The organism is Amycolatopsis cynarae, from assembly GCF_026802195.1.
GTDB classification, from domain to species: domain Bacteria; phylum Actinomycetota; class Actinomycetes; order Mycobacteriales; family Pseudonocardiaceae; genus Amycolatopsis_E; species Amycolatopsis_E rhizosphaerae.
In genome coordinates, this window is record NZ_CP113836.1 from 4,857,533 (window position 1) to 4,882,762 (window position 25,230).

General features: G+C 72.6%; 21 protein-coding genes. 5 read left to right on the forward strand and 16 right to left on the reverse strand.

Annotation, left to right across the window (positions count from 1 at the left end):
• Nucleotides 1-63 precede the first annotated feature (63 nt).
• From ORV05_RS23190 to grpE, 9 genes are read right to left on the reverse strand one after another with little or no spacing between them, the layout of a single operon-like run.
• Nucleotides 64-681, reverse strand: a complete 618-nt coding sequence (locus tag ORV05_RS23190) for a vWA domain-containing protein (RefSeq protein WP_268754133.1) — start codon at nucleotides 679-681, stop codon at nucleotides 64-66.
• Between the two features lie 9 nt (nucleotides 682-690).
• Nucleotides 691-2,226, reverse strand: a complete 1,536-nt coding sequence (locus ORV05_RS23195) for an Hsp70 family protein (protein WP_268754134.1) — start codon at nucleotides 2,224-2,226, stop codon at nucleotides 691-693.
• Nucleotides 2,211-2,399 (reverse strand): hypothetical protein, encoded by a 189-nt coding sequence (locus ORV05_RS23200; protein WP_268754135.1) that lies wholly within the window; start codon nucleotides 2,397-2,399, stop codon nucleotides 2,211-2,213. The genes ORV05_RS23195 and ORV05_RS23200 overlap by 16 nt, the downstream gene beginning before the upstream one ends.
• Nucleotides 2,396-4,009 (reverse strand): TRAFAC clade GTPase domain-containing protein, encoded by a 1,614-nt coding sequence (locus ORV05_RS23205; protein ID WP_268754136.1) that lies wholly within the window; start codon nucleotides 4,007-4,009, stop codon nucleotides 2,396-2,398. The genes ORV05_RS23200 and ORV05_RS23205 overlap by 4 nt, the downstream gene beginning before the upstream one ends.
• A 3-nt stretch (nucleotides 4,010-4,012) precedes the next feature.
• On the reverse strand, nucleotides 4,013-6,463 hold the full coding sequence (locus tag ORV05_RS23210; RefSeq protein WP_268754137.1) for a GAP1-N2 domain-containing protein: 2,451 nt from the start codon (nucleotides 6,461-6,463) through the stop codon (nucleotides 4,013-4,015).
• Complete coding sequence (locus ORV05_RS23215; protein WP_268754138.1) at nucleotides 6,460-7,650, reverse strand: zinc ribbon domain-containing protein; 1,191 nt, start codon at nucleotides 7,648-7,650, stop codon at nucleotides 6,460-6,462. The genes ORV05_RS23210 and ORV05_RS23215 overlap by 4 nt, the downstream gene beginning before the upstream one ends.
• Nucleotides 7,650-10,322, reverse strand: a complete 2,673-nt coding sequence (locus ORV05_RS23220) for a hypothetical protein (protein WP_268754139.1) — start codon at nucleotides 10,320-10,322, stop codon at nucleotides 7,650-7,652. Before ORV05_RS23220 ends, ORV05_RS23215 begins: the two co-directional genes overlap by 1 nt.
• A gap of 2 nt (nucleotides 10,323-10,324) precedes the next feature.
• Nucleotides 10,325-11,998 (reverse strand): Hsp70 family protein, encoded by a 1,674-nt coding sequence (locus ORV05_RS23225; protein ID WP_268754140.1) that lies wholly within the window; start codon nucleotides 11,996-11,998, stop codon nucleotides 10,325-10,327.
• Nucleotides 11,991-12,632 carry a nucleotide exchange factor GrpE gene (grpE, locus tag ORV05_RS23230; RefSeq protein WP_268754141.1) on the reverse strand — a complete coding sequence of 214 codons (642 nt, stop codon included), beginning with the start codon at nucleotides 12,630-12,632 and terminating at the stop codon, nucleotides 11,991-11,993. Before grpE ends, ORV05_RS23225 begins: the two co-directional genes overlap by 8 nt.
• Before the next feature lie 272 nt (nucleotides 12,633-12,904).
• Here grpE and ORV05_RS23235 point away from each other — a divergent pair, with 272 nt between their 5' ends.
• The gene (locus ORV05_RS23235; RefSeq protein ID WP_268754142.1) at nucleotides 12,905-13,789 is read left to right on the forward strand and encodes a helix-turn-helix transcriptional regulator; all 885 of its coding nucleotides are present in this window, start codon (nucleotides 12,905-12,907) and stop codon (nucleotides 13,787-13,789) included.
• Nucleotides 13,790-13,836: 47 nt separating this feature from the next.
• Here ORV05_RS23235 and ORV05_RS23240 read toward each other — a convergent pair whose 3' ends face one another.
• The 3 genes from ORV05_RS23240 to ORV05_RS23250 form a co-directional block, all read right to left on the reverse strand.
• Entirely contained in the window at nucleotides 13,837-15,105 is a 1,269-nt protein-coding gene (locus tag ORV05_RS23240; protein ID WP_268754143.1) for a helix-turn-helix domain-containing protein, read from the reverse strand.
• Nucleotides 15,102-16,094, reverse strand: a complete 993-nt coding sequence (locus tag ORV05_RS23245) for a TIR domain-containing protein (RefSeq protein WP_268754144.1) — start codon at nucleotides 16,092-16,094, stop codon at nucleotides 15,102-15,104. Before ORV05_RS23245 ends, ORV05_RS23240 begins: the two co-directional genes overlap by 4 nt.
• Before the next feature lie 117 nt (nucleotides 16,095-16,211).
• The gene (locus ORV05_RS23250) at nucleotides 16,212-16,805 is read right to left on the reverse strand and encodes an NUDIX domain-containing protein (protein WP_268754145.1); all 594 of its coding nucleotides are present in this window, start codon (nucleotides 16,803-16,805) and stop codon (nucleotides 16,212-16,214) included.
• Nucleotides 16,806-17,231: 426 nt separating this feature from the next.
• On the opposite strand from ORV05_RS23250, the gene ORV05_RS23255 reads away from it, so the two are divergent.
• Nucleotides 17,232-18,335 (forward strand): ISAs1 family transposase, encoded by a 1,104-nt coding sequence (locus ORV05_RS23255; protein ID WP_268754146.1) that lies wholly within the window; start codon nucleotides 17,232-17,234, stop codon nucleotides 18,333-18,335.
• Between the two features lie 256 nt (nucleotides 18,336-18,591).
• Here the strand turns inward: ORV05_RS23255 and ORV05_RS23260 are convergent, their stop codons facing one another.
• From ORV05_RS23260 to ORV05_RS23270, 3 genes are read right to left on the reverse strand one after another with little or no spacing between them, the layout of a single operon-like run.
• Nucleotides 18,592-19,359 carry an MBL fold metallo-hydrolase gene (locus tag ORV05_RS23260; RefSeq protein WP_268754147.1) on the reverse strand — a complete coding sequence of 256 codons (768 nt, stop codon included), beginning with the start codon at nucleotides 19,357-19,359 and terminating at the stop codon, nucleotides 18,592-18,594.
• Nucleotides 19,356-20,675, reverse strand: a complete 1,320-nt coding sequence (locus tag ORV05_RS23265; protein WP_268754148.1) for a glycosyltransferase 87 family protein — start codon at nucleotides 20,673-20,675, stop codon at nucleotides 19,356-19,358. Before ORV05_RS23265 ends, ORV05_RS23260 begins: the two co-directional genes overlap by 4 nt.
• Before the next feature lie 34 nt (nucleotides 20,676-20,709).
• Nucleotides 20,710-21,495, reverse strand: coding sequence for an alpha/beta fold hydrolase (locus tag ORV05_RS23270; protein WP_268754149.1), 786 nt, complete (start codon nucleotides 21,493-21,495; stop codon nucleotides 20,710-20,712).
• 145 nt (nucleotides 21,496-21,640) lie between these two features.
• Here ORV05_RS23270 and ORV05_RS23275 point away from each other — a divergent pair, with 145 nt between their 5' ends.
• From ORV05_RS23275 to ORV05_RS23285, 3 genes are all read left to right on the forward strand, one after another.
• Complete coding sequence (locus ORV05_RS23275) at nucleotides 21,641-22,492, forward strand: helix-turn-helix transcriptional regulator (RefSeq protein WP_326938078.1); 852 nt, start codon at nucleotides 21,641-21,643, stop codon at nucleotides 22,490-22,492.
• 168 nt (nucleotides 22,493-22,660) lie between these two features.
• Complete coding sequence (locus tag ORV05_RS23280) at nucleotides 22,661-23,194, forward strand: PadR family transcriptional regulator (protein WP_268754150.1); 534 nt, start codon at nucleotides 22,661-22,663, stop codon at nucleotides 23,192-23,194.
• The gene (locus tag ORV05_RS23285) at nucleotides 23,191-24,405 is read left to right on the forward strand and encodes a cytochrome P450 (protein ID WP_268754151.1); all 1,215 of its coding nucleotides are present in this window, start codon (nucleotides 23,191-23,193) and stop codon (nucleotides 24,403-24,405) included. Before ORV05_RS23280 ends, ORV05_RS23285 begins: the two co-directional genes overlap by 4 nt.
• Here ORV05_RS23285 and ORV05_RS23290 read toward each other — a convergent pair whose 3' ends face one another.
• Nucleotides 24,406-25,155, reverse strand: a complete 750-nt coding sequence (locus tag ORV05_RS23290) for an MBL fold metallo-hydrolase (protein ID WP_268754152.1) — start codon at nucleotides 25,153-25,155, stop codon at nucleotides 24,406-24,408. It abuts the gene before it with no gap.
• Nucleotides 25,156-25,230: the final 75 nt, after the last annotated feature.

A 25,230-nucleotide genomic window follows, 5' to 3' on the forward strand; every position in this document is an offset into this window, starting at 1 on the left:
GGACGATGCGCCGGAATGGGGGACACAAGCGCCGGAAGGTGGGACACGGGAGCGGGCAGAGGGTCAGGGGCGGCGGCGGGTGAGGCCGCGGGCCATGGAAGCGATGCCGGGGGTGATGCCCCGCTCGTCGGTGATCAGCCGCTCGCTGTCCTGCGTGCCGGGGCAGGCCAGCTCGCCCAGGGCCTCGGCCGCCCCCCGGCCGAGGCCCCGCACCACGATCCGGACCCCCATCGCGCACAGCTCCCGCGCCAGGGCGCGGGCACGGCGGCGGTCGCCGAGGTCCCCGTCACCGAAGATGCACACCACGCGGTCCCCGCGCATCCCGCCGAACAGCTTCTTCGCCACTTCGAGCGCGGGCACGACGTTCGTGCCGCCGCTGCCGATCCGCCCGCGCAGGCCGTCGAGCACCTTGTCCCGCGGCGCGTCCGGCGGCACGTACCGTTCGATCGAACTGTGCCACAGCACGATTCCGCACCGGTAGTAGTTCTCCCAGGCCTGGCTGAGGAATTCCTCCCCGCCCTGCAGCGCCTTCTTCAGCGGTTTGCCCTGCATGGAACCGCTCACGTCGATGCACAGCAGCACGGTGCCGCCGTAGCGCTCCTGCAGCGCGGCCAGATGCGGTCCCGGCGGGGACTGGGTGAGCCCGATGCCGTCGAAGTTCCTGCGCAGCCACGAAGTCATTGCCGCCCCTCACTGCCGGATGGTCAGCCCGCGCAACGCCCCGTCGAGCGTGCGGGTGGACTCGGCGTCGAGCACACCGTCCATATAGGCCGAAAGTTCCAGTTTCGTCCCGCTGCCGGGCTCCACCGCGGTCACGCTGAGCAGCCCGTCCGCGCTGACGCGCGAGGTGATCTCGATCGGTGATCCCGCGGGCAGCGGCGGGATTCCGGCCAGTTCGCCGTCGAGCACCCGCCGGTTGTCCTCGACCTCCTCGGAGGGCACGTCTCCCGCCTGCTCGAAGACCTGGACGCGCACCCGGTCCTGACCGTCCACAATGGTGCAGAACGTGGTGGTCGCGGCGGCGGGGAGCGGATCGTCGCGGTGCACGGTGTGCATCACGATGCGGCGCCGTCCCGCAGGGTCGTGGCTGTCGTCGACCAGGATGCCGAAGCTGCGCGGCACCACCGAGGCGGTGGCCTGCCTGCTCGCGCCGGAGGGGTCCCCGGCGAGCTGGTGCGCCCGCAGCGCGGCGCCGTAGGCCACCGCGAAGTCCGGCTCCGCGAGCCTGGGCACCACACGCAGCCGGGTGCGCAGCGCCTCGGCCACGGCGGGCATCTTCGACGAGCCGCCGACGAGGATCACCTGCCCGACCCGGGGCACTCCCCTGGCGCGCGCGCCGGCCAGCGCCCGGTCCACGATCGCCATAGTCCGGCCCAGCAGATCAGCCCCGAGCCCCTCCAGGGTCTTCCTGTCAAACGGGACGGTCACGCTGGTCCCGCCGCGGCGCAGGACCACGGGCCTGCTGGTCTTGCTGCTCAGTTCCCGCTTGGCCGTTTCCGCGACCCTGCCCACGTCCTGGAGAAACGCGTCATCGGCGTAGAAGTCCTCCTCGCCCGCCGCGTGGGCGAAACTTTCCAGCAGGAAACCGGTGATCCGCTCGTCCCAGTCCGCCCCGCCGAGCCTGCTGTCGCCGTCGGTGGCGATCACCTTCGCACCGGTGCCGTCGGCCCTGAGCACGGTGGTGTCGAAGGTGCCGCCGCCGAGGTCGTAGACCAGGATCGCCCCGCCGGGGTCCGCCGTCGCGCGGTAGTGCAGCGCCGCCGCGACGGGCTCGGCCAGCAGCTCCAGCACCTCGATCCCGGCGAGCCGGGCCGCCTGGTAGGTGGCTTCCCGTTCGCGCAGGCCGAAATACGCGGGCACGGTGATCACCGCCCGCACCGGCTCCTCCCCCGCGCCGAGCTGGGCCCGTGCGTCCTCGACCAGGGTGCGCAGGATCAGGGCGGACACCGATTCCGGGGTGTGCCGGACCCCGTGGAACAGCAGCTCGAACTCCGTGCCCATCCGCCGTTTGATCAGCGCCACCGTGTTGTCCGGATCGATCGCGGCGGCCTCGCGCGCGGCCGAACCGACCCGCACCACCCCGGGGGATTCGAACGACACCACCGAAGGCGTGACGCGCTCGCCCAGCCGGTTGGGCAGGATCACCGGGTTTCCCCGCTCCTCCACCGTCGCGACGGCGGAGTACGTGGTGCCGAGGTCTATGCCGAGGATCACCAGAGGTGCCATCCCATCGCCGTCCACGTGTCCCGGACCTGCTGCGCCCGCGCCAGCAACCACGGCCAGGCACCCGGCACCAGCCGGAGCACCCCGCAGGCGAACAGCACGAACAGCACCACCAGGACGAGCAGCAGCAGACCCCGGCAGACGCGGTGCGCCGGTGGCAGACTCGTCGCGCTCATACCGTTTCCTCGACTTCCCGCGAGCCGTCACGCCCACTCTGTTCGGGCAGCATCACCGCTCCCGCGCCCGCGGCCAGCCAGGCGAGGGGGTTCGCCGGGGAGAATCCGCTCCCGGCCCGTTTCCCGGCCACCGAGGCCACCACGAAGTAGCGCACCTCGCCGAAATCACGCTCCGCGGAGAGCACGAGGTTGTCCAGACCGGCGCGCACGAGCCAGTCCCGGCCGTCTCCGGGGGCCGGAGCCGCGTCCCCGGACACCCCGTCGAGCAGGTCGGCCTTGACGATGGTCATGGCCAGTTTCCGTTTCCGGGTCCGCACGCCGTAGTCCCGCAGGCGCTGGGCGGTCACGTGGTACACGCGCTCGGGATCCTCGACGGCCGGATTCGCGCGGGCCAGCACCTCCGCCGTACCGGCCTGGTCGCGCACCCACGGCACGGAGAACGGGTCCACCACGAACACCAGTCCCTGGGCGTGGTCGAGGAATTCCAGCATGCTGTTGTCGTCGCGGTCGGCGTAGAACTCACCGGCGGCGTCGAACAGGTGCAGCAGCGCGCTGCGGCGGCCCTGGTCGTAGCGCACGGTGAGCGCGGTGGGCAGCTCGCCCGCCGGGGTCTTCACCGTGTCCCCGCCGCTGGTGATGATCGCCGCGCCGTGGTCGAAGGCCGCCTTGCTGTCGTCGTCGACGAAACCGAGCGTGCCGCCCGCCGCCGCCACCGCGTCGCGCAGGGCGACCAGCCCGGCGTAGACCAGCCTGGTCTTGCCCGCCGAAACCGGCCCGAACACCGGAATCCGGATGTCGGTGAGTACCGCGGCCCCGTCCCGGAGCCGCAGTTTGCAGCGCGGGCACTGCGGGGAGGCGATCCGCGCCATCCGCAGGACCGTGGTCGGCAGCCTGCGCCCGCAGTCGCACCGGCGCCACACCGCACCCAGCCGTCCGGGCCGGATGTCCCGGTGCAGCCGCCCGCAGCCGGGGCAGGCGAAGGCGGGCAGGGAGTCCACGTGGTAGCAGCGCGGGCAGCTGCCGCTGGCGCCGCGCAGGCGCCGCACGAGCTGGTCGGTGCCGCGCAGGAAACCGGCGGTGAGCACCCACGGAACCCAGAGCGCGAACAGCACCAGCGCGCCCGCCGCCAGAACGGCCGCGCCCGCGGCGAACGCGCCAAGGCTCACCGAGAGCCACAGTGGACAGACGACGACCAGGCCCGGAATCCAGCCGTAGCCGCGGTAACGGAAGAGGGTTCCGACCTTGGCCCAGCCCCGCCACACCGCGCCGCGGATCTCCCGCCACACCTGGCCGAGATCGGTCCGCGCCTGCGCCGCGAAATAGACCGGCCACGCCCGGTCCCGGCCGAACGCGCCGGAGTGGCGGAGTTCGGGCAATCCCGCCTTCCCCTTCTCGACGCGCCGGGGCGTGATGACCTCCGGGGCGGCCAGACCCCGGGTCACCAGGGTGCGGGCGGCGACCACCAGCGCGAGCAGCACGCCGCACACCGCGAGCGCGGGCAGGACGATGATCAGTGCCGGTACCAGCAGCCAGAGGAACCCGGCCACCGCGAGCCACAGCGCTACGTAGATCCCGACCAGCGCGGCCGCTATCCCCAGCAGATAGACCATGGCTCACCTTCCCCGGGTCCAGCGGCCGAACAACTTACCGGACTTCGGCGGGTTTTCGGCCTTCTGCTCACGTTTCTCCCGCGCACGCTTGGCGCGCTCGGTCTGACCGGACAGCACGGCGCGGCGGCGGGTGAACTCGTGCCAGTCCTCGGTCACCTCGGCACCCAGCGTGCGCAGATGGCGGCCCGCGCCGCCCACCCGCTCCGCGTCCGTGGTGCGCGCCCAGGTCCGGAGCTTCTTTTCGAACGGCACGGCCACCGCGTCGGAGCACTGTCCTATCGCGACATACGCCAGCGCGGCCGCGGCCTCGCCGCGCGAATCCCGCGCGTGCCAGGCCAGGGGCAGCTCACGGGCCAGCACGGCGAGCAGGACTTCGTCACCGGCCTCCACGATCGCCACCGCGTCGGGGAACGGCAGGCCGAGCAGCGCGGCGGTGAACTGCTCCCCGCGGGCCGACAGGACCGGCCCGCCGACCCGCGGCGGCACCGGGATCCGGGACGGGTCCGGCCGCGACGGCGTGCCCACGGCGGCGAACCAGTGCTGGAGCGCCTGATCCTGCCGGGCGAACTCGGCCAGGTCCGGCATCCGCGCGAGCACGCCGCGGGACGCCAGCAGGCGGATCACGTCGAGTTCGTCGGCGGAGAGGGCCCGCGACACCAGCCTTCCCGCCGCGCCGCCGATCTCCTTGGCGTGCCAATCCGCGGTGAATTCGCCGGGCGGGACCGTCAGCAGGTACCGCTTCAGCTCCTCCAGTGCCGGCTCGGCGAAGGAGAACAGCGCGCGCCAGAGCAGCACCGGATAGTCCTCCGCCGGGGCGCGAAGGATGGCATAGACCATTTCGATGGTGTCGCGCCGGGTCGCCGGTCCGCCCTTCTCGACGGCCGCGGCGGTGGTGGTGGCATCGATCATCGTCGCCGGATCCGTGACCCCGGGCAGCAGCAGGCGCCACCACCGCTCGCGGATGTCCGCGACGGTCCGGTGCTCCTCCGGGGAGCCCCGCCTCTCCAGCGAGACGGCCAGCGCCGACCGGAGCAGGACGAGAAGTTCCGCCCCGCAGGACCAGGTGCCCGGGTCGATCTGCTCCCGGGGATGCGCGGCCCACCACCGCACGAACCGGTCCGCGCCGCCCGGGAACTCCGCCGGGCGCGGTACCACGCCGAAGCGCGTGACCGTGCGCAGCAGCGCGTCCATCCGCTCGGGCGCGGCCACCTCGGCCGCCGCTTCGGCCAGATCCCGCAGCGACGCCGCCTCGTCGGCGGCGATGCGGCCCCCCGTGCACGGTTCCAGCTCGGCCACGAACAGGGCGCGCCGCACCCGGGCGGTCAGCGCGGCATCGAGCACGTCCTCGCGCAGCGAACGCACGGCCTCGTCGAGCCTGCGCAGTTCCGTCAGCTCCAGCCGGAACGGCAGCACCGACTCCAGCACCGCCGCCACCGGGATGTCCTCAATGGACCGCTCTATCCGGTCCGCCAGCCAGGCGGCCAGTCCCCTCGCCTCGGCCGCGTCGCGGGGCCGCCTGCCGAGGGTCACCACCTCGGCGGCGAGCCGGTCCGCCGAGGCGGCCCGTGCCTGGCCGCCGCCCGCGAACTGGTGCGCCAGCTCGATCGCGTCCACCACATCGTAGGGGTCTTCGCGCAGGAACCGCGCGACCCAATGCCGCGCCGACTCGGTCGGCTCCACCTCGGAACGGCGCCCGGTCGCCAGGTTGAACACGCAGAAGCCGTGGTCGCGCTCCGGCTCGGCGAGCTGCCCCGCCCACTCGGTGTGCAGCGCGAGCACGTCGTGCTGGCTGGCCCGCGGATTCGTGGCGAACACGCGGAAACCGACCCGCAGCGCCCGCGCCTGGGGCAGCAGCAGCGTCCCGGCCGCGATCCAGGCGAGCACCGGCTCCGGGTCGTCGGCGACGAAGACCACCCGCCGTCCGTCGTCACTGTGCAGCCGGTCGAACGCGGAGTGCACCGCGAGCAGCCAGTCCTCGCCGCCGGGCCGCCCGAGGACCCACTCGCGGACGGAGTCCACACTCCACGGTCCCGCGTCCGGCTCGGCGGGCAGCGGGGCGCATTCCGTGCCCGGTGCCGGTTCCTCCGACCAGAACGGCGCGCCCCACAGCTGGGCCGGGCGGGTGAAGCCGTACGCCTCGGGATCGGCGGTGGTGATGGCGTGGGTGAACTGGTTGCCCTCGCGGACCCCGTTGGCCTCGGCCCCGAGATACACCCCGCGCGCCGTCACGTACAGCCCGTCGTAGAGGTGCGTCAGCGACGGCGGGTACTCCTCCACCGGGCGCTGCTGCCGCATCCACGCCACCGGTGCTTCGTACAGTGAAGTCCTTTGCACCAGCGACATTTCTTCGTGCCCGGTCCCGGCCGAGACGGCCTGGAACTGGAAGCCGGCGCCCCCGCGCAGGCCCTGCCCCGGCAGGCAGTCGGTGTAGTACAGCGTCCGGAACCCGCTCATGCGATTCTCCGTGAGACGACCTTGAACAGCCCGAGCAGCCACAGCAGCGGCTCGTCGACCCGGAACGGCCGCACCCCGCCGACGTCGACCCGGTTCGCCGAGTAGTCCGGTTCGGCCCCGAGCGAGGACACCGCGAAGTACCGGAAGGTCTTGTAGTGCGCGCGCAGGTGCGCGTCGATGTCGTCGGCGTCGAGCTCGGCCAGCAGGGCACGCAGGTGCTCGTCGGTGTCGCGCCCGTGCGCCTCGTCGTAGCAGGGCCCGGGTTCGGGCGCCCGCAGCAGCGGGTGCCCGTCACCGAGCATCGGGAAGAAGGCGTCGATCTTGGAGAACACCACGGCGACCGGCACGGAGATCTTGCGCCGGGCGCTGACCGCGTGGCTGGTGCGCAGCAGCTCCGTGATCCGGGTCAGCACGTTGATCGGCGGTTCGGTGTCGCGGCGGCTCGCGTCCGGCACCTTGATCCGGTCGTGCGCGCCCTTGAGCTGGAACGGGTCGAGCAGCACGATCAGCGCGTCCGCCGAGGTGAGGTAGGCCTGGGCGTTGACGAACTCCTGGGTCGTCATGTCCTCACCCGCGGCGTCGTAGAACGACAGCGTCGTGGTGCTGTGCACCTCGCGGCCCAGACTGCGTTTCGGCTGCCGCCACTGCAGGACCAGCGGCACCTTGATACCGCCCGCGGCGCTCGCGGTGGATTCGAACAGCCTCCGGTCGGTGAACAGCGCCTGCTCGTAGTCGGCCAGCCAGTCGCTCACCGAGCCGGTGCCGCCCTGCTGGTCCCCGGCGAACCAGATGTCGGCGGCGAACCGGCGGCGGATGTTGTGCCGCAGTTCGTGGGCCAGCACGGTGGTGTAGACCGTCTTGCCCGCGTTCTTGCCGCCCACCATGCCGATCAGCGGGCTGCGGCTGTCGGAGAAGTTCGCCGGCAGCGGCGTGTGGCAGACCGGGCAGGCGCGGATGCCGGTGCTGCTCCCGCAGTCCGGGCACGGTGCCAGCCTGCCCCGGTGGGAGGCCGGGCGCGGGAAGGTCGGCCAGGACGGCGAGGCGTAGCCGGTGAGCCGCTTGCGGTCCTCGTCGACGGATTTGGTGCACTGCGGTTTGCCCGGCGAGGGCCGGCCGGTGCACTGGAAGTGCAGCGTCCACAGATCGACACGGTGGTAGCAGTACGGGCAGGCTGCGTTGGCGGGCATCAGGGCACCTTCAGCTGGGTGACGGGGGGATCGGTGAGCCGGACCGAGTCGTCGCCGGGAAAGCAACGCACCCAGAACGGCCGTTTCAGTCGGGGCAGTTCGGCGACGAGTTCGACGTCTTCGCCGGGGCGCACCGCGGGCTCCGCGCGCAGCAGCACCTGCCCGTCGCCGGGCCCGCGCGGCATGACCCGGCCGGGGGCGGCGACCACCAGCACCGGGCAGCGCGGCAGCGGCTGGTCGCTGCTCAGCCGCACCCGCACGGTTCCCCCGCCGACCAGCGGTTTCCGCGTCATGGACACCTGGTAGCGCAGGGCGGGCGCGCTACCGGGGACGACCAGCCGCACCCCGGCCGAGGTGCTTTCGCCGCCGGCGCCGGGCAGAACCGTGCGCACCACCACCTCGGCCTCACCCGGTCCACAGTGGACGCGGCAGCCGCCGCCGGACCGGTACTGCTGGCGGGTCAGCCGCTGCCGCCCGGACTCCCCGGCCGCCTTCCAGCGGACGTCGGCGATGCCCGTGTCCTCGGGCCACTCCCACGACAGCGCCAGCTCGTCTCCGAACCGCTGGTACCGCAGGCCGCGTACGTCGAGCGCGACGGCCAGGGCCGCGTCGTGCCCGCGCAGGGCACCGCCGGACACGAGCGTGAACGTCACGTAGTGGAAAAGGCCGGTCGGCACCGCGGCGGTGAGCACCTGCCAGCCGTCGCGTTCGGACCGTCCGCCGGTGACCTCCTCGCCGTAGCCCGCGAGCGCGGACGAAGGCACCAGCTCGCCGAACTCCCACGCGCACGGCAGCGGCGACCGCCGCACGACGACCTCGGCGTCGGCCTGCTGCTGCCAGCTGATCTCGACGCGGGGCCCGGCTCCGCCGGGAACCGGGGCGAGGGTGAGCGCCCGCACCGGCCTCGGGCGGGCCCGTGTGGAGGTCTTTTCCACCACGGGACGGGAAAGGGCCTCACCGCCGTCCGGGCGGCGATAGCGGGCGGTCAAGGTATAGACCACTTCCGCGCCGTCGGTCACCCCCGGGTCGCGGAACAGCGTCCGCGCCGATTCGGCGATCACCGGCCCGTCACCGCGCTGGACGCGCACCCCCACCGCGTCCGGATGCACGCTCCAGCGGCCCTCCACCGCTCCGTTCTCCACGGTGAGCCGCACATCGCGCACCTCGGGCAGCGATTCGGCGGTGACCCCCGCGGCCCGGGACCAGACCCCGCCGCCCGACGCGGCGAACACCGCGTACCCGAGCGGGACCGCGGCCGGTGGGGTCCGGTCCAGCGTCACCGTGCCGTCCCCGATCCCGTCCCCACCGCCCTGGGAGGCCACGACGACCGTGCCGTCATCCGGGTCGGCCGGAATCCGCCCCTCCCGGCGCACCACGCGGTAGCGCGTGTCCTCGCCGTGGGTGGGCGCGGCGCGCCAGGACACCCGCACCCCGCCGGCCTCGGCCGCGGCGGCCACCCCGAGCACCGGTTCCGGCGGGATGCGCCGGATCTGCGCGGCGAGCTCCTCGTCGTCCCCCGCGAGCGCGACCGCCTGCCGCAGCCGGTGCAGCGCGTCGGCCTCGGCGCCTTCCCGCAACGCGCGTTGCGCTCCCTCGCGCAGCTCGCGCACCTTCGCAAGCTGCCGCTCGACGATTGCCGTCGCCGCCGCCGCGTCCTCGGTGCCCGTAACCCCCGCCAGCGCCTGCTGGGCGGCGACCAGCCTGCCCTGCTCGAGCAGTTCGCGGATCTGGTCCAGCCCGGTGACCCTGGCGGCGCGCCCCGTCTCGTTGAGTACGCCGAACACCGCCTGGCACGCCTCGTCCCGGTCGAGCTTCGCCCGCACCAGCCTGCCCAGCAGCGCACTGGCGGGCACCCCCTGCGCGTGATCGCGCCGCACCTCGTCGAGCAGGTGGTAGAGCGCCAGCTTCTCCAGGTCCACCCCGTCCCTGGCGGCGGTGGCGAGGATACCGAGCGCCTGCCGGGCAGGCTGGTTGCCCGAGCGGCGGTCTTCCCGCAGCGCCGCCGCCCGCACCGCCTCACCGGTCAGGCTCAGCGGCGCGGGCGGGCGCGCGCTGAAGCCGTCGAGGATCCGGAAACCGCCGATCTCCCCGTGCAGCAGCTCCACCACGCTCGCGGCCTCCGCCTCCACCAGCTGCTCGGCCAGGATCCGGTAGGTCGCGTCGATCAGGCCGCTCGCCTTCGGCAGATCCCGCGGCGCGCTGCGGGTGATCCCCGCGGTGGCCAGCGCCTCGTCGACCTCGTTCGGCGACAGCACGGCGTAGGCCGCCCGCACCGTCGCCTCCAGCTGCCCCGGCGTGATCAGGCCCAGTTCCCCGAAGTTGGCGCGCAGGGTCTTCGCCAGTTCGTCGATCTGCCCCTGCCGGGCACCGGCGCGCCGCTTGGCGTACTCGCGCCACCACGCGGCCGTGCCCAGCCTGTCGCCATGCTGCCGCCGCAGGCCCTCGTCGGCGCGAAGGAAGGCCTTGTAGATCCGCTGCGCGTACCCGGGGCGGGTGATGCCCTTGTTCCACTTCGACCGGACCTCGGTGAGCCGCCGCGCGACCTCCGCGTCGGACATGGCCAGATCGATGGCGTACCGGGACACCAGATCGTCCGGCAGTTCGCGGCCCGACCACCGCCGCAACGGCTTGACGACCGTCTCCTCGTAGGCCTTGGCGTCGAAGGGAACCATGGTCAGCTCGACACGGTGAGCGCGGAAACCCGGTTCGTGGCCTCGACAACCTCCTCGCTGGACAGCACGCTCACCCGCACCTGGATGTGCAGGCTCTTCCCGGTGGAGGGTTCGGTGGCGTCCACGGTGAGCAGGCCCTCGTTGTCCACGGTCATCTCGATGTGCACGGGAGAACCGATCGGCAGCGGGGGCAGCCCGTCGATCACACCGGCGCCGTCGGTGAGCGGCTTGTTCTCGTCCAGTTCCCGTCCCGCACGGGCACCGGACTGCTCGTACAGCTCGATGTCGATCGAGCGCTGGCCCTCGGCGACGGTCTCCGCCTCGAGTGTGCGGACCCCCGTGGGCAGTGTGTCGTTGGCGGCCACCAGGTGCTCGACGTAGAAGCGCGGAGGCTGGTCCTGCCAGTCCGGTGCCGAGGTGTCCTGCAGCTTGACGCCGAAGGCCTTGGGCAGCACGTTGCGGGTTTCCTTCTCCGCCAGGCTGCGCAGCTGCTTCGCGGAGATCCCGTGCCGGGCCGCGACCTCGTCCACCACCTCGGCCGCGCGCGATTCGGCCTCCGCCTCGGAAACGGCCTGTCCGCGGGCCTCTTCCTGTTCCTTGTGGACGACGCGGCCGAGCGCGTAGAGCGCCGCACCCCTGGCGACGGCCAGGTGCGGATCGTGCAGGCGGGGTTCCCAGCCGAACTCCTCCTTGAGGCGCCGCGCCACCGCGGGCATGCTCGTGGAGCCGCCGACCAGCAGCACTTCGTCGATCGTGGTGCCCGGCCGCTTGGCCTCCAGCGTCTCCAGCGTGCGGCGCACGATGTCGATCGTCTGGTCCAGCAGGTCCCGGGTCAGCCGCTCGAACTGCTCCCGCGTCACTTCGACGCGCGCCGCGGCACCCGCCCCGCGCAGCGCCACCGGGCGCGAATCCACTTTGGACAGCTGCTTCTTGGTGTTCTCCGCGATGGTGGCCAGCGAGCTGACGAACTCGCCGTCCTCCTCGACGTCGGTCCCGGGCGGCACCTGCGCGGTGAACTCGGCCAGCAGGTGCTGCTCCAGGCGCTCGTCCCAGTCGGCCCCGCCCAGCCGGTCGTGGCCGTCGGTGCACACCACCTCGATCTCGGTCTCCGACACCTTGATGACCGTGGTGTCGAAGGTGCCGCCGCCGAGGTCGTAGACGAGGATCGTCCTGTCCTGGGCGCCCGTGGTCGCCTCGTAGTGCAACGCCGCCGCCACCGGCTCCGGGATGATGCCGATCACGTCCAGCCCGGCGATCTTCCCGGCGTTGCGGGTCGCGTCGCGTTCGAGCATCCCGAAGTAGGCGGGCACCGTGATGACCGCGCTGGTCACCTCGCCTCCGGTGTAGGCCGCCGCGTCCTGCGCGAGCTGCTTGAGGATCAGCGCCGAGATCGCCTCGGGGGTGTAGGTCTCGCCGTCGAACTCGCGGACCGACTTCGTGCCCATCTCGCGCTTGATCAGCCTGACCACCCGGTCGGGCTCGGTGACCGCGGATTCCTTGGCCACCGAACCGACCACCACGTTGCTCTCGTTCTCGAAGTACACCACCGAAGGGATGGTCTCGAGGTTGTCGGTGTTGCGGCACACCGTGGGCCGGCCCGTCTCGTCCACGTACGCGATCGCCGAGTAGGTCGTGCCAAGGTCGATGCCGAAGACCCTGCTCTTCCGGTCAGACATCCGTGTTCCCTCCGGTTTCCGCGTTCTGCTGCTGCTCTTCGCTCGAGGCGGGCTGTGTGGTCTGCGGGGTCCAGCGCCGGACGTGCACGCGGGCGGGCACGGTGACCCGGCCGGTGGCGGTGTCGCGGTACCCGTCCGCGACGACCTCGGCGAGCGTGCCGTCCTCCTCGGGCGTGGCGGCCTCGACGACCTTGGCCGCACGGTGCTCGCGCGGGGAGAACGCCGTGCCCGGCTCGGGCCGCACGGGCACGCTCCCGCACCGCTCCAGCGCCAGCTCCACGCTCAGCGCGAAGGATTCGAGCAGTTTCGCCGCCTGGTCCGCGTCGAGCGGTCCGGGCAGGGTGCGTGCCTGGTGCAGCAGATCGGCGCGCAGATGCTGCAGGTCGGTGACCACCGGCCGCAGCAGCACCGCGTCGGCCCCGGCCCGCAGGCGCTCGACCTCCGCGTGCAGTTGGTCGATGACCCGCTCCCGTGCCTGCGCCCTCGCGTGATGGGCCTGGATCTGCTCGGTCAGCCCGGCGATCGCGTCGGCCAGTTCCCGCGTTCCCCTCGGTTCCTGCGGTTCCTGCGGTTGTCCGTTTCCGGGTTCGGCGGGAGAGTCCGTCGCCGCGCCGTCCACCACCGCGTCACCCACGACACCAGCTCCTCGGTTCTTCTGTTGTGCGTTCGCCACTGTTTGTGATCTAGACGTCACCGCGTTCCGGATGGTTCCCGGGTTTTCGCTCCCGAAGGGAACGGCGACAGGATGCGGCCACCGGACGGTTCCCGCCCTTGGCGCGAGCGCCCGGCTCTGGTAGCGACCGTAACGGGGGCGGACCGCGGGTTCCGCCGGTTTCCCGTTGCCCGGCCGCACAGGCGACGGGAAACGTGGCGCCTCCCGCCCCGCGGCTGCCGCATGCTGAAGGCATGGCCGAGCCACCTGGAATCCGGCCGCTGGCGGGCCTGGTCAGTCCCGCCGCGGAAGCGCTGTTCCTGCGACTGACCCGGAACCCCGCCGAACAACCGGGAAGCGGGGACCAGCGCGCACTGAACGAACTGCTCGGCCTCGGGCTCCTGCGCCGCCACGGCGACCGGGTCCGCGGTGCGGGCCAGGCGGCCGCGCTGCGGTCGGTGCTCGAACGGCGGCAGCGGGAGGTTTTCGAGGCGCAGCAACGCATCCTCGACGGCTGGAGCCGTCTCGCCGCGCTGCTGCCCGCCGCGGGCGAGCCGGGGGAACCGGACGGGGTCGACACGCTGACCGGGCACGCCGAGGTGCACGCGCACGCCGCCGAGCTGGCCGCTTCGGCGAAACACCGGTTGCGGGCCACCGGTTCCCTCCTCGACGCCGCGGGCTGGACCGCCCGGCCGGTCCTTCCCGAGATCCGGTTGCTCGTCGAATCGGAGGAGGCCGAAAGCGCTTTCCCCGCGGGTGAAGTGCGGCTGCGCCCCAGCGTGCCGGTCTCCCTGCTGCACGCCGACGACAGCGTCGCGCTGATCGCACTGGAGAAATCCGCCGACACCGCGCTGCTGGTGTGGGCCCCGGGCCTGCTGGCCGTGTTCGCCTGCTGGTTCGACCTGCTCTGGGACGATCCGGCGACCATCCGGCCGGAGGCCGGGCCGCGGGGCGAGCTCACCGGATTCCAGCGCCGCGTGCTCGAACTGATGGCCACCGGCGGGGACGAGACGATCGCCCGGCGGCTGAAGGTCAGCACCACGACCGTGCGGCGGCACATCAAGGTCATCTACACGGCGCTGGGCGTGGACAACCGGTTCGCGGCCGGGGTGGCCGCCGTCCGGCGAGGCTGGCTGTGAACCGGTCTGTGAACTCGGCGGTGAGTTCGGCGGTGGGGGCGGCCCGGTCAGGACCAGGCCTGCGGCGCCCGCAGCGCCGCCAGCAGCCGCTGCCGCAGCTCGCGCGCCGGCTGATGGGTGTGCCACCGCGCCAGCACGCGGGTCAGTTCCCGGAGATCGTGCCGGATGGTGGCCGAGTCCAGTGCCGTGACCTCGTCGAGCACCAGGTTCATCAGCGCACACGCCCGGTCGAGTTCCCCGGCGGCACAATGGGCCAGCGCCGCGCGCGTGACGTAGCGGCCCCGCGCCCGGTGCGAGCCGGGCGCGAACCGGGTGATCCCGCTGTCGAGGATCTCCGCCGCCTCGTCCGGCCTGCCCAGGTCGTAGGCGCACCAGCCGCCGATCAGACTCGCGAGGTCCGGGGTGTTCGTGCTGCCCAGCGCCAGCACCACCGGGTCCGTCTCGGCCGCCGCGAGCAGCGCCACGGACCGGTCCAGCGCCCGCAGGCACGCGTCGTGATCCCCGGCGAGCGCGTGCCCCTGCGCCTCCCGCTGCGCGGCGAGGCCCCGCACCCGGTCGGTCGCGTGCTCGGCCTGCTGAGCCCGCTGGGCGAACGTGATGGTGGACAGCGCGTCGTCGTGGTACAGCGCCACGTCGGCGCGGCGCACCAGCGCGTACGGCTCGAGGGTGGCGTCACCGCCGAGCCCGGCGAGCCGCACGGCCACGTCGGTCCACCACAGGGCCATCCGGTCGTCACCGGCCTCCTGCGTCATCCACCCGGCGTATTCCGCGTACCGGGCGGCCAGTCGCCACAGGGCCGGGCGTTCCGACGCGGCCGCGGTCGCGGCCAGCGCCCGCAGGGTCTGCGCGTCGGCGATGAGCCCCGGCAGCACCGCGGCGGGCCCGGCGACCTGCCCCAGTGCGCGGGCGGAGGCGAACCGCAGCCGGAAGGCGTCGAGCAGCGCGGGTGTTCCGGTGGCCGCCCCGGGCACCCCGAAGGTCATGCGCGACAGCCCTTCGGCGGCGCTCCCGTCACCGGGAGCGAAGAACCCGGCGCCTCCGGGACCCACCCCGACACTCCACACCGGACCGTCCACATCGGAGGGTTCCGGTTCTTCGCCGCCGGGGCCGCCGGGCCCGACGAGCCGGACCAGGGCACCGCCCGCGCCTACCGCGGCGTCGCACAGCCGGGCCAGCTGCGCGCTCGGCGGCTTCTGCCCGGACTCCACCTTGCTCAGATGTCCCTTGCTGTAGTGGACCTGCTGCGCGAGCGCGGCCAGGGACAGGCCGGCCTCTTCCCGGAGCCGGCGCAGTGTCGCACCGAAACCGGCGCTCATGGCGACTCCCCTCGCACGGCCCGGCGTTCGGCGTAGGCCTTGGCGAGCACCGGCACCTCGTCGAACAGCTTGTCCACCAGCCGCGCCACATCCTGCCGGTCCGCCCGTTCCACCAGCTGCAGTGTCTGGAGCCCGGCCAGCTTCCGGATGTCGGCGGGCAGTTCGTCCGGGTCCAGCCGGGACCGCACCCCGAGGATCACCGGGACCACGCACACCCCGTGCGCCAGCGCCTCGGCGATCTCCCGCCGCACCCAGTCGCCGCCCTGGTCCAGGAGACGGCCGCCGCGCTCGTCGTAGGAGGCGTCCCAGCGCGCGCCGATCACCGACAGCATGACCTTCACGCCGCGGGCGTTGCGGAGCAGCACCTCGGCGAAATCTTCGCCCGCGCGCAGGCTCCGGTGGTCCCGGAACACCGCGTCGTCGCCGAGCCGTCTCCGCAGTTCCTCGTCCAGCAGGAACACTTCGAGGGTGCCGCCCGCGGTGCGGTAGTTGAGGAACACCAGCGGCAGGCCCGCCCGTTCCGCCTCGGCCACCCGCACCCGGTACGGCGCCAGCAGCTCCGTCAGGCGGTGCACCCCGTCGGCGTCGTCAAGGCGGGCGGACAGCCTGGGCACCGGGCGCAGCACGTCCGCCGGGCAGCGGTCGCGGAACAGCAGCAGCGTCTCGCGCGGGAAGTCCAGATCCGACGTCCAGCGCAGCCCCTGCACACCGGGAACGTCGTCCGGGGTCACGGCGGCCCTGTCCTCCCCCGGCTCCAGGTGCGCCACGAGCAGCTCCGAAGTCGTGCGGACCGCGGACAGGACCCGGCCTTCGAGGCGGGCGGGCGTCAGCACACGCAGCCCCGCCGAGGTGAACAACCGAGGATCGGGCAGAAGCGCTTCGAGCAGCGCCGTCTCCTCGTGTGGTGACAAGGGGAGCGCGGCGCTCTCGGCAGGGGGATGCACATGCCACAGCAGGCTGTCCGGCGGGATCACCTGGCGAGTGGCCATGCCCAGCACTCCTCCCGTTCGTCGCCGGGGCCGCACGGCGAACCTCCCGGAGGGACACCGGGCAGCAGGAGGAAAACCGCGATTGTCGCCCCAGGACGGAAACGTTTCCCGTCCACTCTAGCAAGAAAACGGAAAACCCCGCCCCGTTTCGCGCAGCGCCATGCTGAGCACCGCGTGGGCGCTGCCCGCGTGCGGCATGCGGCCGGAAACGACGAGTTCGAGCGTTTCGGCGAAGGAGCGGCGGCACACCGTCAGATCGGCCTCCCCCTGCCCGAGCGCCGGGGTGTGCATCGTCAGGCCGGTGGCGAGGAAAATACGCTCGGTGTGGTTGCTCAGGCTGTCCGCGCCGTGGATGAGGCCGAGCTGCTCCCACTTCGCGGCGTGCAGGCCGGTTTCCTCGGCGAGCTCGCGCTGCGCGGCGTGCAGGGGATCCGGGTCGCACGGGTCGACCCCGCCGCCCGGCAGCCGCCATTGCACCGAACCGTGCGTGTAGATCCATTGCCTGGTCAGGAAGACGTGCCGCGACTCGTCCATCGCCAGCACGGTGACCGAACCCGGCGCGACCACATGGGCGTACACGTCCCGCCCGCCGTCCGGGCGGATCACCGCGTCCTGCCGCACCTCGAACCAGGGGTTCTTGTGCACCACCCGGGTGCCGAGACGCTGCCACGCGGCCCGGTCCGACCGGGCACCCTCACCCTCAGGTCCCACAGCGCCAGCGTAACCGAGCGCGAGACCCCACGCACACGACCACTTCCTGCCTTTCCAACACTGTCCACAGTAGACCCATTCGCAGCGGCGGCGGTCCGCTGGGGGGCCGGGGCGGGATGCCCTGAAGGTCGCCTTCAGGGTCATAAACGCCCTCAAGGCCACCTTGAGGGCACGCCCCCGGTCCCGCGAGTGCCGCTCCCCCGTCGAACGACTGCCGTGAGGGGTCCCCTCACGGTCGTATGTGCCAGGGTCCCGGCAAAGTCGTGTTGGGCCTGGTTGCAGGGCAGGCACGGTCTCTAGTTGATCATGTGGTTTGTCGAAGACCCTTGATCATGCGAGAGAGCCGTGCCTGCCGTTGCATCATGCCCCACCGTTGCTGGTTTTGATCGTCTGACCCCTGACGGGTCTGTTCCAGAGCCTGTGCAGGTGTGGGATCTGGCTGATCACCTGGATGTGGTGCCGGACCCGCGCAAACCCCGCGGTGTGCGCCATACGCTGCGCTCGATCCTGCTGATCGCCGCAGCGGCAGTGTGCGCGGGATGCCGTTCCTTTACCGCGATCGGCGAATGGGCCGCCGACGCCGCGCAAGCGGACCTGGCGCGGCTGGGAGCCCGCCACGACCGCAAAGCCAACCGACTGGTGGCACCGGACGAGGCCACCCTGCGGCGCACCCTGCAACAAGTCGACGGCGAGGCAGTGGACGCCGCGATCGGCGCCTGGCTGCAGGAACGCCTGGCCCAGCAACCCCAGCCCCAGAACAAGCGCCCCGCGATCGCGGTGGACGGCAAAACCGTGCGCGGCGGCCGCCGCCATGACGGCCGCCCGGTGCATCTTCTGGCCGCCTTCGACCGCGACAGCGGCACCGTGCTGGCCCAAGCCCAGCTACCCGGCAAAGACAGCGAAGTCGCCTGGTTCGCCCCACTACTGGACCGCATCGACCTCACAGGCGCCATCATCACCGCCGACGCCCTGCACACCACCGCCCACCACGCCCGCTACCTCACCGAACGCGGCGCCGACTACCTCTTCCCCGTCAAAGGCAACCGCCGCTACCTGCTGGACAAACTCATCCCCCTGCCCTGGACCACCACCCCCGCACACACAGACACCTGCACCGGGCACGGCCGCCACGAACGCCGCACCATCCAGGTCCTACCCACCCCAGAAGGCATCCGCTTCCCCCACGCCCGCCAAGTCTGGCGCCTACACCGCCACACCACCCACACCAACGGCCGCACCCACACCGAAACAGTCCTGGGCATCACCAGCCTGACCGACACACCAACCCAACTAGCCACCCACATCCGCGATCACTGGGGCATCGAAAACAGACTGCACTGGGTCCGCGACGTCACCTACGGCGAAGACACCTCCCGCATCCGCACCGGCACCGCACCCCGCGTCATGGCCAGCCTGCGCAACCTCGCCATCAGCACACACCGCCTCAACGGCGCCACCAACATCGCCGCCGCACTACGCCACACCGCCCGCAACCACAACCGACCACTCACCCTCCTCCACCTCCCCTAACACGACTTTGCCGGAACCCTGGTCGTATGTGCTGTGAGGGGACCCCTCACGGGAAAGAACGCCAAGATCCCGGCACAAGCCCGCTGCCCTGCTCATCCAGACCGAACGAGGAATTCAGGCCACCGAAGGTGGGACACAAACGCACAAGGGTGGGACTCGCGCGGCGAAGCGACACGACTTTGCCGGAGCCCCCAGCCGAATAGACCCGGGGACCCTTCACGGCAACGCGCAGCCGGACCCGCAGCCGCCGACAGGGTCAGGGCAGGGTGAAGACGCTGCGGGGGGCCGCGTAGTCGACGGGGCCCGCGAAGCGCGCCGAAGCCCGCGACACCGCTTCCTCCGGGGTGAGGAACGGACCGACGTGCGTGACGATCAAGCGCCCGGCACCGGCCGCGGCGGCCGTCTCACCGGCCTCCTCGGGCGTGTGGTGCACCGGGTCCTCCCCGGCGGGCACCTCCGGCCAGTCGGCCTCGCACAGCAGCGCGCCGCACCCTCCGGCCAGGGCGGTCAGGTTCGCGCAGGGCCCGGTGTCGCCCGAGTAGACCAGTGACGCCGTATCCGAGCTGATCCGGACAGCGAAGGCGGGCATGCCGTGGGACACCGCCCGCGTGGTCAGGCTCAGCCCGCCGACCTCGGCCGTGTGCCCGTCGTGCAGTTCCGTGACGGCGAAGGCGGACTCGATGGGGCTGCGGACCGCCGAGTTGGTCAGGAAGTGCGCCAGCCGGTCGGCGATGCCCGGCGGCCCGAACAGCGGGATCGGCGCCGCCGGCGTCAGGTCCGCATAGCGCGCGCCGTAGTAGGCGGTGAGCAGGTCGGCGGCGTGATCGGCGTGCAGGTGCGAGATCCAGATCGCGTCCAGCTCGTCCAGCCGCGTGTACCGCCGCAGCTCCCCCAGCGTGCCCGTCCCCGCGTCCAGCCAGATCCGGGCGCCTCCACCCTCGACGAGATAACCGGAGCAGGGATTGCCCGCCTCCGGATACGGGGTCGCGGAGCCGAGGACGGTCAGCCGGAGCGGGTCGGTCATCCCGGGAGCTTATCCGGCTCCTTGGCCGGGGACTCCTCTCGCGTTCCGGGCATGGCCAGGGGCCGCACGGCGAGCCGGATCAGCACGGCCACCGCGATCAGCACGTAGGACGAGCCCAGCAGATGCTGCCACCACGTCCAGTGGAGCTCCAGATCGTGCGTCTGCGGCAGGAAACCGTGCGGGCCTGCCGCGAAGACCACGGCCATGAGGACCGCCGCGGCCCGGACGGCCGTACCGCCGCGGCGGGCGACGTCGAATGCCACCACCGCGGCGGGCAGCACCCACACCCAGTGGTGCGACCAGCTGACCGGCGACGCGAGCAGCCCACCGGTGGCGATCAGCAGCAGCGCGGTCACCGGGTCGCCCGCCCGGTGCGCGCGCCGCGCGCCCACCACGGCCAGTGCCATCGCCGCCGCGGCCAGGACCAGCCACAGCAGAGAACGCCCCGGCCCGGCCGGGAGCAGGCGCACCAGGATCGCCTGGATGTTCTGGTTGAACGCGTACGCGGCGCCGCCGATCCGGCTCGGGTCGAACAGGGTGGACGTCCAGTACTCGACGCTGTCCCCCGGCGCGAGCGCGAACGCCAGCAGACCGCAGGCGGCGAACGCGGCCACGCTCACCGCGGCCGCGCGGTACTGCCGCCGCACGAGGAAGAAGACCACGAAGACCGCGGGGGTCAGTTTGACGGCCGCCGCGACGCCCACCAGCACGCCCCGCGGCCACCAGGTCCGCGGCAGCAGGCAGTCCGCGGCGACCAGGACCATCAGGATCAGGTTGATCTGTCCGAAGGAGACGGTCTGCCGGACCGGTTCGAAGGCGAACCACAGCACGGACACGCCCAGCGCCGTGGCCAGCGCGACCTTCCCCCGGCCGTGACGCCTGCCCGCCACGATCAGCGCGGTCAGCACGATCGAGGCCGCGGAGACCAGGCACATCACGGCCTTGGCGACATGCCAGGGCAGCCAGGACACCGGGGCGAACACGATCGCCGCGAACGGTGGGTAGGTGAACGGCAGCGGCCCGCCCGGCACGAGGAGACCGAATTCGGGAGCGTAGAGGCTGATCCCCTTCAGCCACGCCGTACCGCCGGTCCGGTAGACGTGCAGGTCCAGTGCCCCGCCCACGATGCAGGCCAGCACGGCCATCGGCACGAGGGTCGCGACGAGCGCGGCGGGCACGCTCCGGCGGTACCGGGCCGCCTCCGCGGTGTCCGGGCCGATCCGCGCCCAGCGCGCCGCCCATCGACCGACCGAGACCGAACCCAGCACCGCGCCTCCCCAAGTTGTCACCGCACCGACGGCGGCACCGCGGGCCATTCTGGCACCCGCCCCCGGTGCCGCCTCCGAGTGGTCAAAAAGTAACGAAGTCGCCGACGATCTTGACGAACTCGTCCGGCTTTTCGAAGAAGGCCACGTGCCCGGTGTCCATTTCGGCGTAGCTGCTGCCGTGGATCGCCTCGTGCAGCGCCCGGCTGTTGGCGACGGGGACGGTGAGGTCCTGGGCGCAGCCGAGCACCAGTGTGGGCGCCTCGATGCGGGGCAGCAGTTCCCGGATGTCCACGCGCCGGTCCAGATCGACGTGCCGGAGCGTGCCGGGCGTGGGCGGCATGTTCGGGATCAGCGCGTCCACCTCCGCGCGCCCGATCGCGTTGAGGAAGCCGTGGCTGAACCCGGTGATGGTGACCAGGCGCCCGAACGCCTCGGCGTCGGCCGCCGCCAGGCTCTCCCAGGTCTTCAGCAGGTTGCGCAGGTACTCGTCGCCGTCGGTCCAGGCCCAGCCCGCCACCACGATCAGCCGCCGGACGAGGTCCGGGCGGAGCGCGGCCACGGCGCAGACCACGGTGGCGCCCATCGAGAACCCGAGCAGGTCCACCGGGCCGGTGCCCGCGTCCTCGATCACCGCGATCACCTGCCCGGCCAGGCCCTCGACGGTCAGTGGCCCGCCCCCGTCGGTGGTCTCGCCGGAGCCGGAGAGATCGGGGGTGAGGACGGTGTGGCGCCCGGCGAAGCGGGGAGCCACCTGCCCCCAGGTCAGCGCGGCGCCGAGGGAACCGGTGCCGTGCACCAGCACCAGCGCCGGGCCCGACCCCGTGCGTTCGTAGCGGACCCGCGCGCCGGCGACGGAAACGGTGGGCATGGGGAAGTCCTTTCTCGAAGTTCGTCCGGGGCCGCTCGGCCCGTGATCCACTCTGCGACGGGTGCGGCGGCGGCGGGAGAGACCCGCCGGACAGTGGGATCGGCGATCCCTGGTTCGCGTGCCCGCGGCCCGGGAGAATGGCGCCATGACGATCAACCGCCGCGAACTGGCCGACTTCCTGCGCCGCAGCAGGCACCGGGTGCGGCCGCAGGACGTGGGCCTGCCCGCCGGGCCCCGGCGCCGCACTCCGGGGCTGCGCCGGGAGGAGGTCGTCACGCTGGCCGGTATGTCCACCGACTACTACATCCGGCTGGAGCAGGGCCGGGGACCGCAGCCCTCCCCGCAACTGCTCGCCGCGCTCGCCCAAGCACTGCGGCTGAGCGCCGACGAGCGCGATCACCTCTACCTGCTCGCCGGCCACCAGCCGCCCCCGGCCGCCAGGGACCGCGAGCACGTCGCCCCCGGCCTGCTGCATCTGCTCGACCAGCTTCCGGCCACCCCCGCCCAGGTCCTCGGCGATCTCGGCGACGTGCTGGCCCAGAACGAGGTGGCCGCCGCCCTGCTCGGCGGGGTGTGCACGGTGTCGGAGAACGGCCGCAACGTGGTGTGGCGCTGGTTCACCGATCCCGCCGTCCGCGCGGCCTACCCGGAGGAGGAGCACGAGTACCAGAGCCGCCTGCACGTCGCCGACCTCCGGGCGGCCGTCGCGCGCCGCGGCCAGGACGCCACCGCCGAGCGCCTCGTCGCCCGGCTGACGGCGGCGAGCGAGGAGTTCGCGGCGCTGTGGGAGCGGCACGAGGTGGCGGTGCGGCGGCACAACCGCGTCCGCATCCTGCACGCGCTGATCGGCCCGGTGGATCTCGACTGCCAGACGCTGTTCGCCCCGGAAGGCGATCAGCGACTGGTCCTCTACACGCCCCCGCCGGGCAGCGACACCGCCGACCGGCTGGCGCTGCTGCGTGTGGTCGGCACCGGGCAGTTCACTTCCGCGGGCTGACGGCGTGTTGGCCCTCAAGGTCGCCTTGAGGGCACGCCTCTGACACGGACAGCGTGACCCTTCACGGCAGCGCGCGGTCCGGAAAGCGCGCTTTGACGGTTTCTTTCCCCCGAATGCCGTCGACCTTCTCGTTGCTTGGTCACCGAAACCTAGGTTACGGTGACTTAGGTGTGGACCGAGGTGCTCCTCCTGGCCAAGCTGGCCCAGCGTCCGTGCCACGGCTACGAACTCCGCCGGGAGATCGAAGAGTCGACGGGACGGACCCTGTCCAACAATTCGCTGTATCCCACGTTGCGCCGTTTCGCCGACGCGGGCGCGGTGATCCGCAGCGCGGAAGAGCAGGAAGGCAAACCGCCCCGGCACGTCTACGAGATCACCGCGGTGGGCCGGGAACTCCTGCACGACATGCTGGCCGAACTGCCGGACGAGCTGGCCGCCGACGAGTCCGAATTCCTGGCCCGGCTGGCGAACTTCCACCGGCTCGGCCCGCCCGAACGGCTCCGGGTGCTCGACGCGCGTGATCGCGCGCTCGACCGGATCGGGATCCGGATCGCCAAGCTCGCCTCCGCACAGGAGGAAACCTGGAGCCGCCTGGTGCTGGACCGGGTACTCCACCAGGTGACCGAGGAACGCGCTTGGCTGGCCGGCCTCCGCGCCGCCGCGACCGAAACGCAAGCACGACCGGAAGGGGAAACCCGATGACCACCGCGACTCCCGCTCCGCAGCTGCCCTTCGACCGTCCGAGCGTCCTCGAAATCGCCCCGCTTTACCGCGTGCTGCGCCGGGAAGGACCGGTGGTGCGCGTGAAGACCCCGGCCGGTGACCCGGCCTGGCTGGTGACGGCGTTCCGCCAGGCCAGGGAGATCTTCTCCGATCCCCGGTTCGGCCGCTCCCATCCGGACCCGGACTCGGCGCCGAGGATGTCCTCCGCGGCCATCCTCGGCGGGCCCAGCGGCGACCACGAAACCGAGGCACGGGACCACGCCCGGCTGCGCCGGATGCTGGTGCCCGCCTTCTCCGCCAAGCGGATGCGCCTGCTGGGAGACCGCATCCAGGAGCTGACCGACGGGCGCCTCGACGCGATGCGGGAGGCGCACGACGCCGCCCCCGGCGAACCGGTCGACCTGCACGAACTGCTGTCGTTCCCCCTGCCGGTGCTGGTGATCTGCGAACTGCTCGGCGTGCCCTACGCCGAGCACACCTACTTCCGCGGGCTTTCCGACCGCGTGGGGCGGCTCGACAGCGGCGACGACGCCGAGCGCGCCATGGACGAGTTCTCCGCCTACATGGGCGGGCTCGCCGCCGAAAAGCGGAAGAACCCGGCCGCGGACGTGGTCTCGGACATGGTCGCCGCCCAGGCCGAGGACCCGGACTTCACCGACGACGACCTCGCTCGCCTGGCCGCCGGACTGCTGTTCGCCGGGCACGAAACCACCTCGAACCGGATCGACCTCGGCGTGCTGTTCCTGCTCACCGACCCCGCCAGGGCCGACCGGTTCGCCGCGGACCCGGAAGGGCTGGCCCAGCCGACGGTGGAGGAGATCCTGCGCCTGTCCTCCCCCGGCGGCCTCGGTCTGCTGCGGTACGCGCGCGAAGACGTCGAGATCGGCGGCGTCACCATCAACCGGGGCGACGCCGTGGTCGTCTCGGTCGCCGCCGCGAACCGGGACGACAGCGTCTTCGACGAGCCCGACGCGTTCGACCCGGGGCGCAAGCCCAACACCCACGTCGCGTTCGGGCACGGCGGGTACTTCTGCATCGGCGCGAGCCTGGCCCGCACCGAGCTCCGGATCGTGTTCGCCTCGCTGTTCCGCCGGTTCCCCGGGTTGCGCCTGGCCGCCGACGTGAACGAACTCGGCGTGCGCGCCCACCGCGTCACCGGCGGGGTGGACCGGGTACCGGTCCTCTGGTGATCAGGCGCGCTCCCGCGCCCGGGCGACCGCCTCACGCACCGGACCCCGGTGCAGCGGCCCGTGCCCGGGAAGCAGGAGGTCGGCGTCGAGCGCGGCGAGGGCGTCCAGCGAGGCCCCGGCCAGTGTGTTGTCGTGGCTGAAGAAGGGCATCAGCAGTTGCGGGCCCGCGGCCGGGGAGGTCGGGTGTCCGGTGACGAGCGCGTCCCCGGACACCACCGCGCCGAGTTCGGGCAGGTGGTAGGCGCTGTGCCCGGAGGTGTGGCCGGGGGTGGGCACCGGCACCGGGCGCCCGGGCAGGTCCAGCGGGCCCGGTGCGGGAAACGGCCGCGCGTCCGGCAGTTTCACGTGCCTGAGCGCACCGGCCCGCAGGATGGACAGCGCCCACCCCGGGAAGCCGGGGCGCCACAGGCGGCCCAGCACGTCCGCCGGGCCCGCGGACTGCCGGTATTCGCCGCGGGCGTGGTGCACCTCCCGCTCGCTGAGGTACACGGGGAACCGGGCGCGGCCGAGCAGCCCGGACAGGCCGCCGACATGGTCGATGTGGGCGTGGGTGACCAGCACCGCCTCGACCTGCTCGATCCGGTACCCGATGCCCTCCAGCGCGGCCTCGACGGCGCCCGCGTCGCCGGGGTAGCCGGCGTCGATCAGGGTCACCGCGTCGCCGTCGGTGAGCACCACCCAGTTCACCGCGGTCCCCGCGACCAGGTACGCGCTGTCGGCCACGCGCGTCACCACCGGCCTGCTAGCCATTCTCTCGCCTTCCCTCGCGTGCCCAGGGCGCGATCGTAAACCGCCCGCCCCTGTCGTACCCCTTGTGCAGCGGGG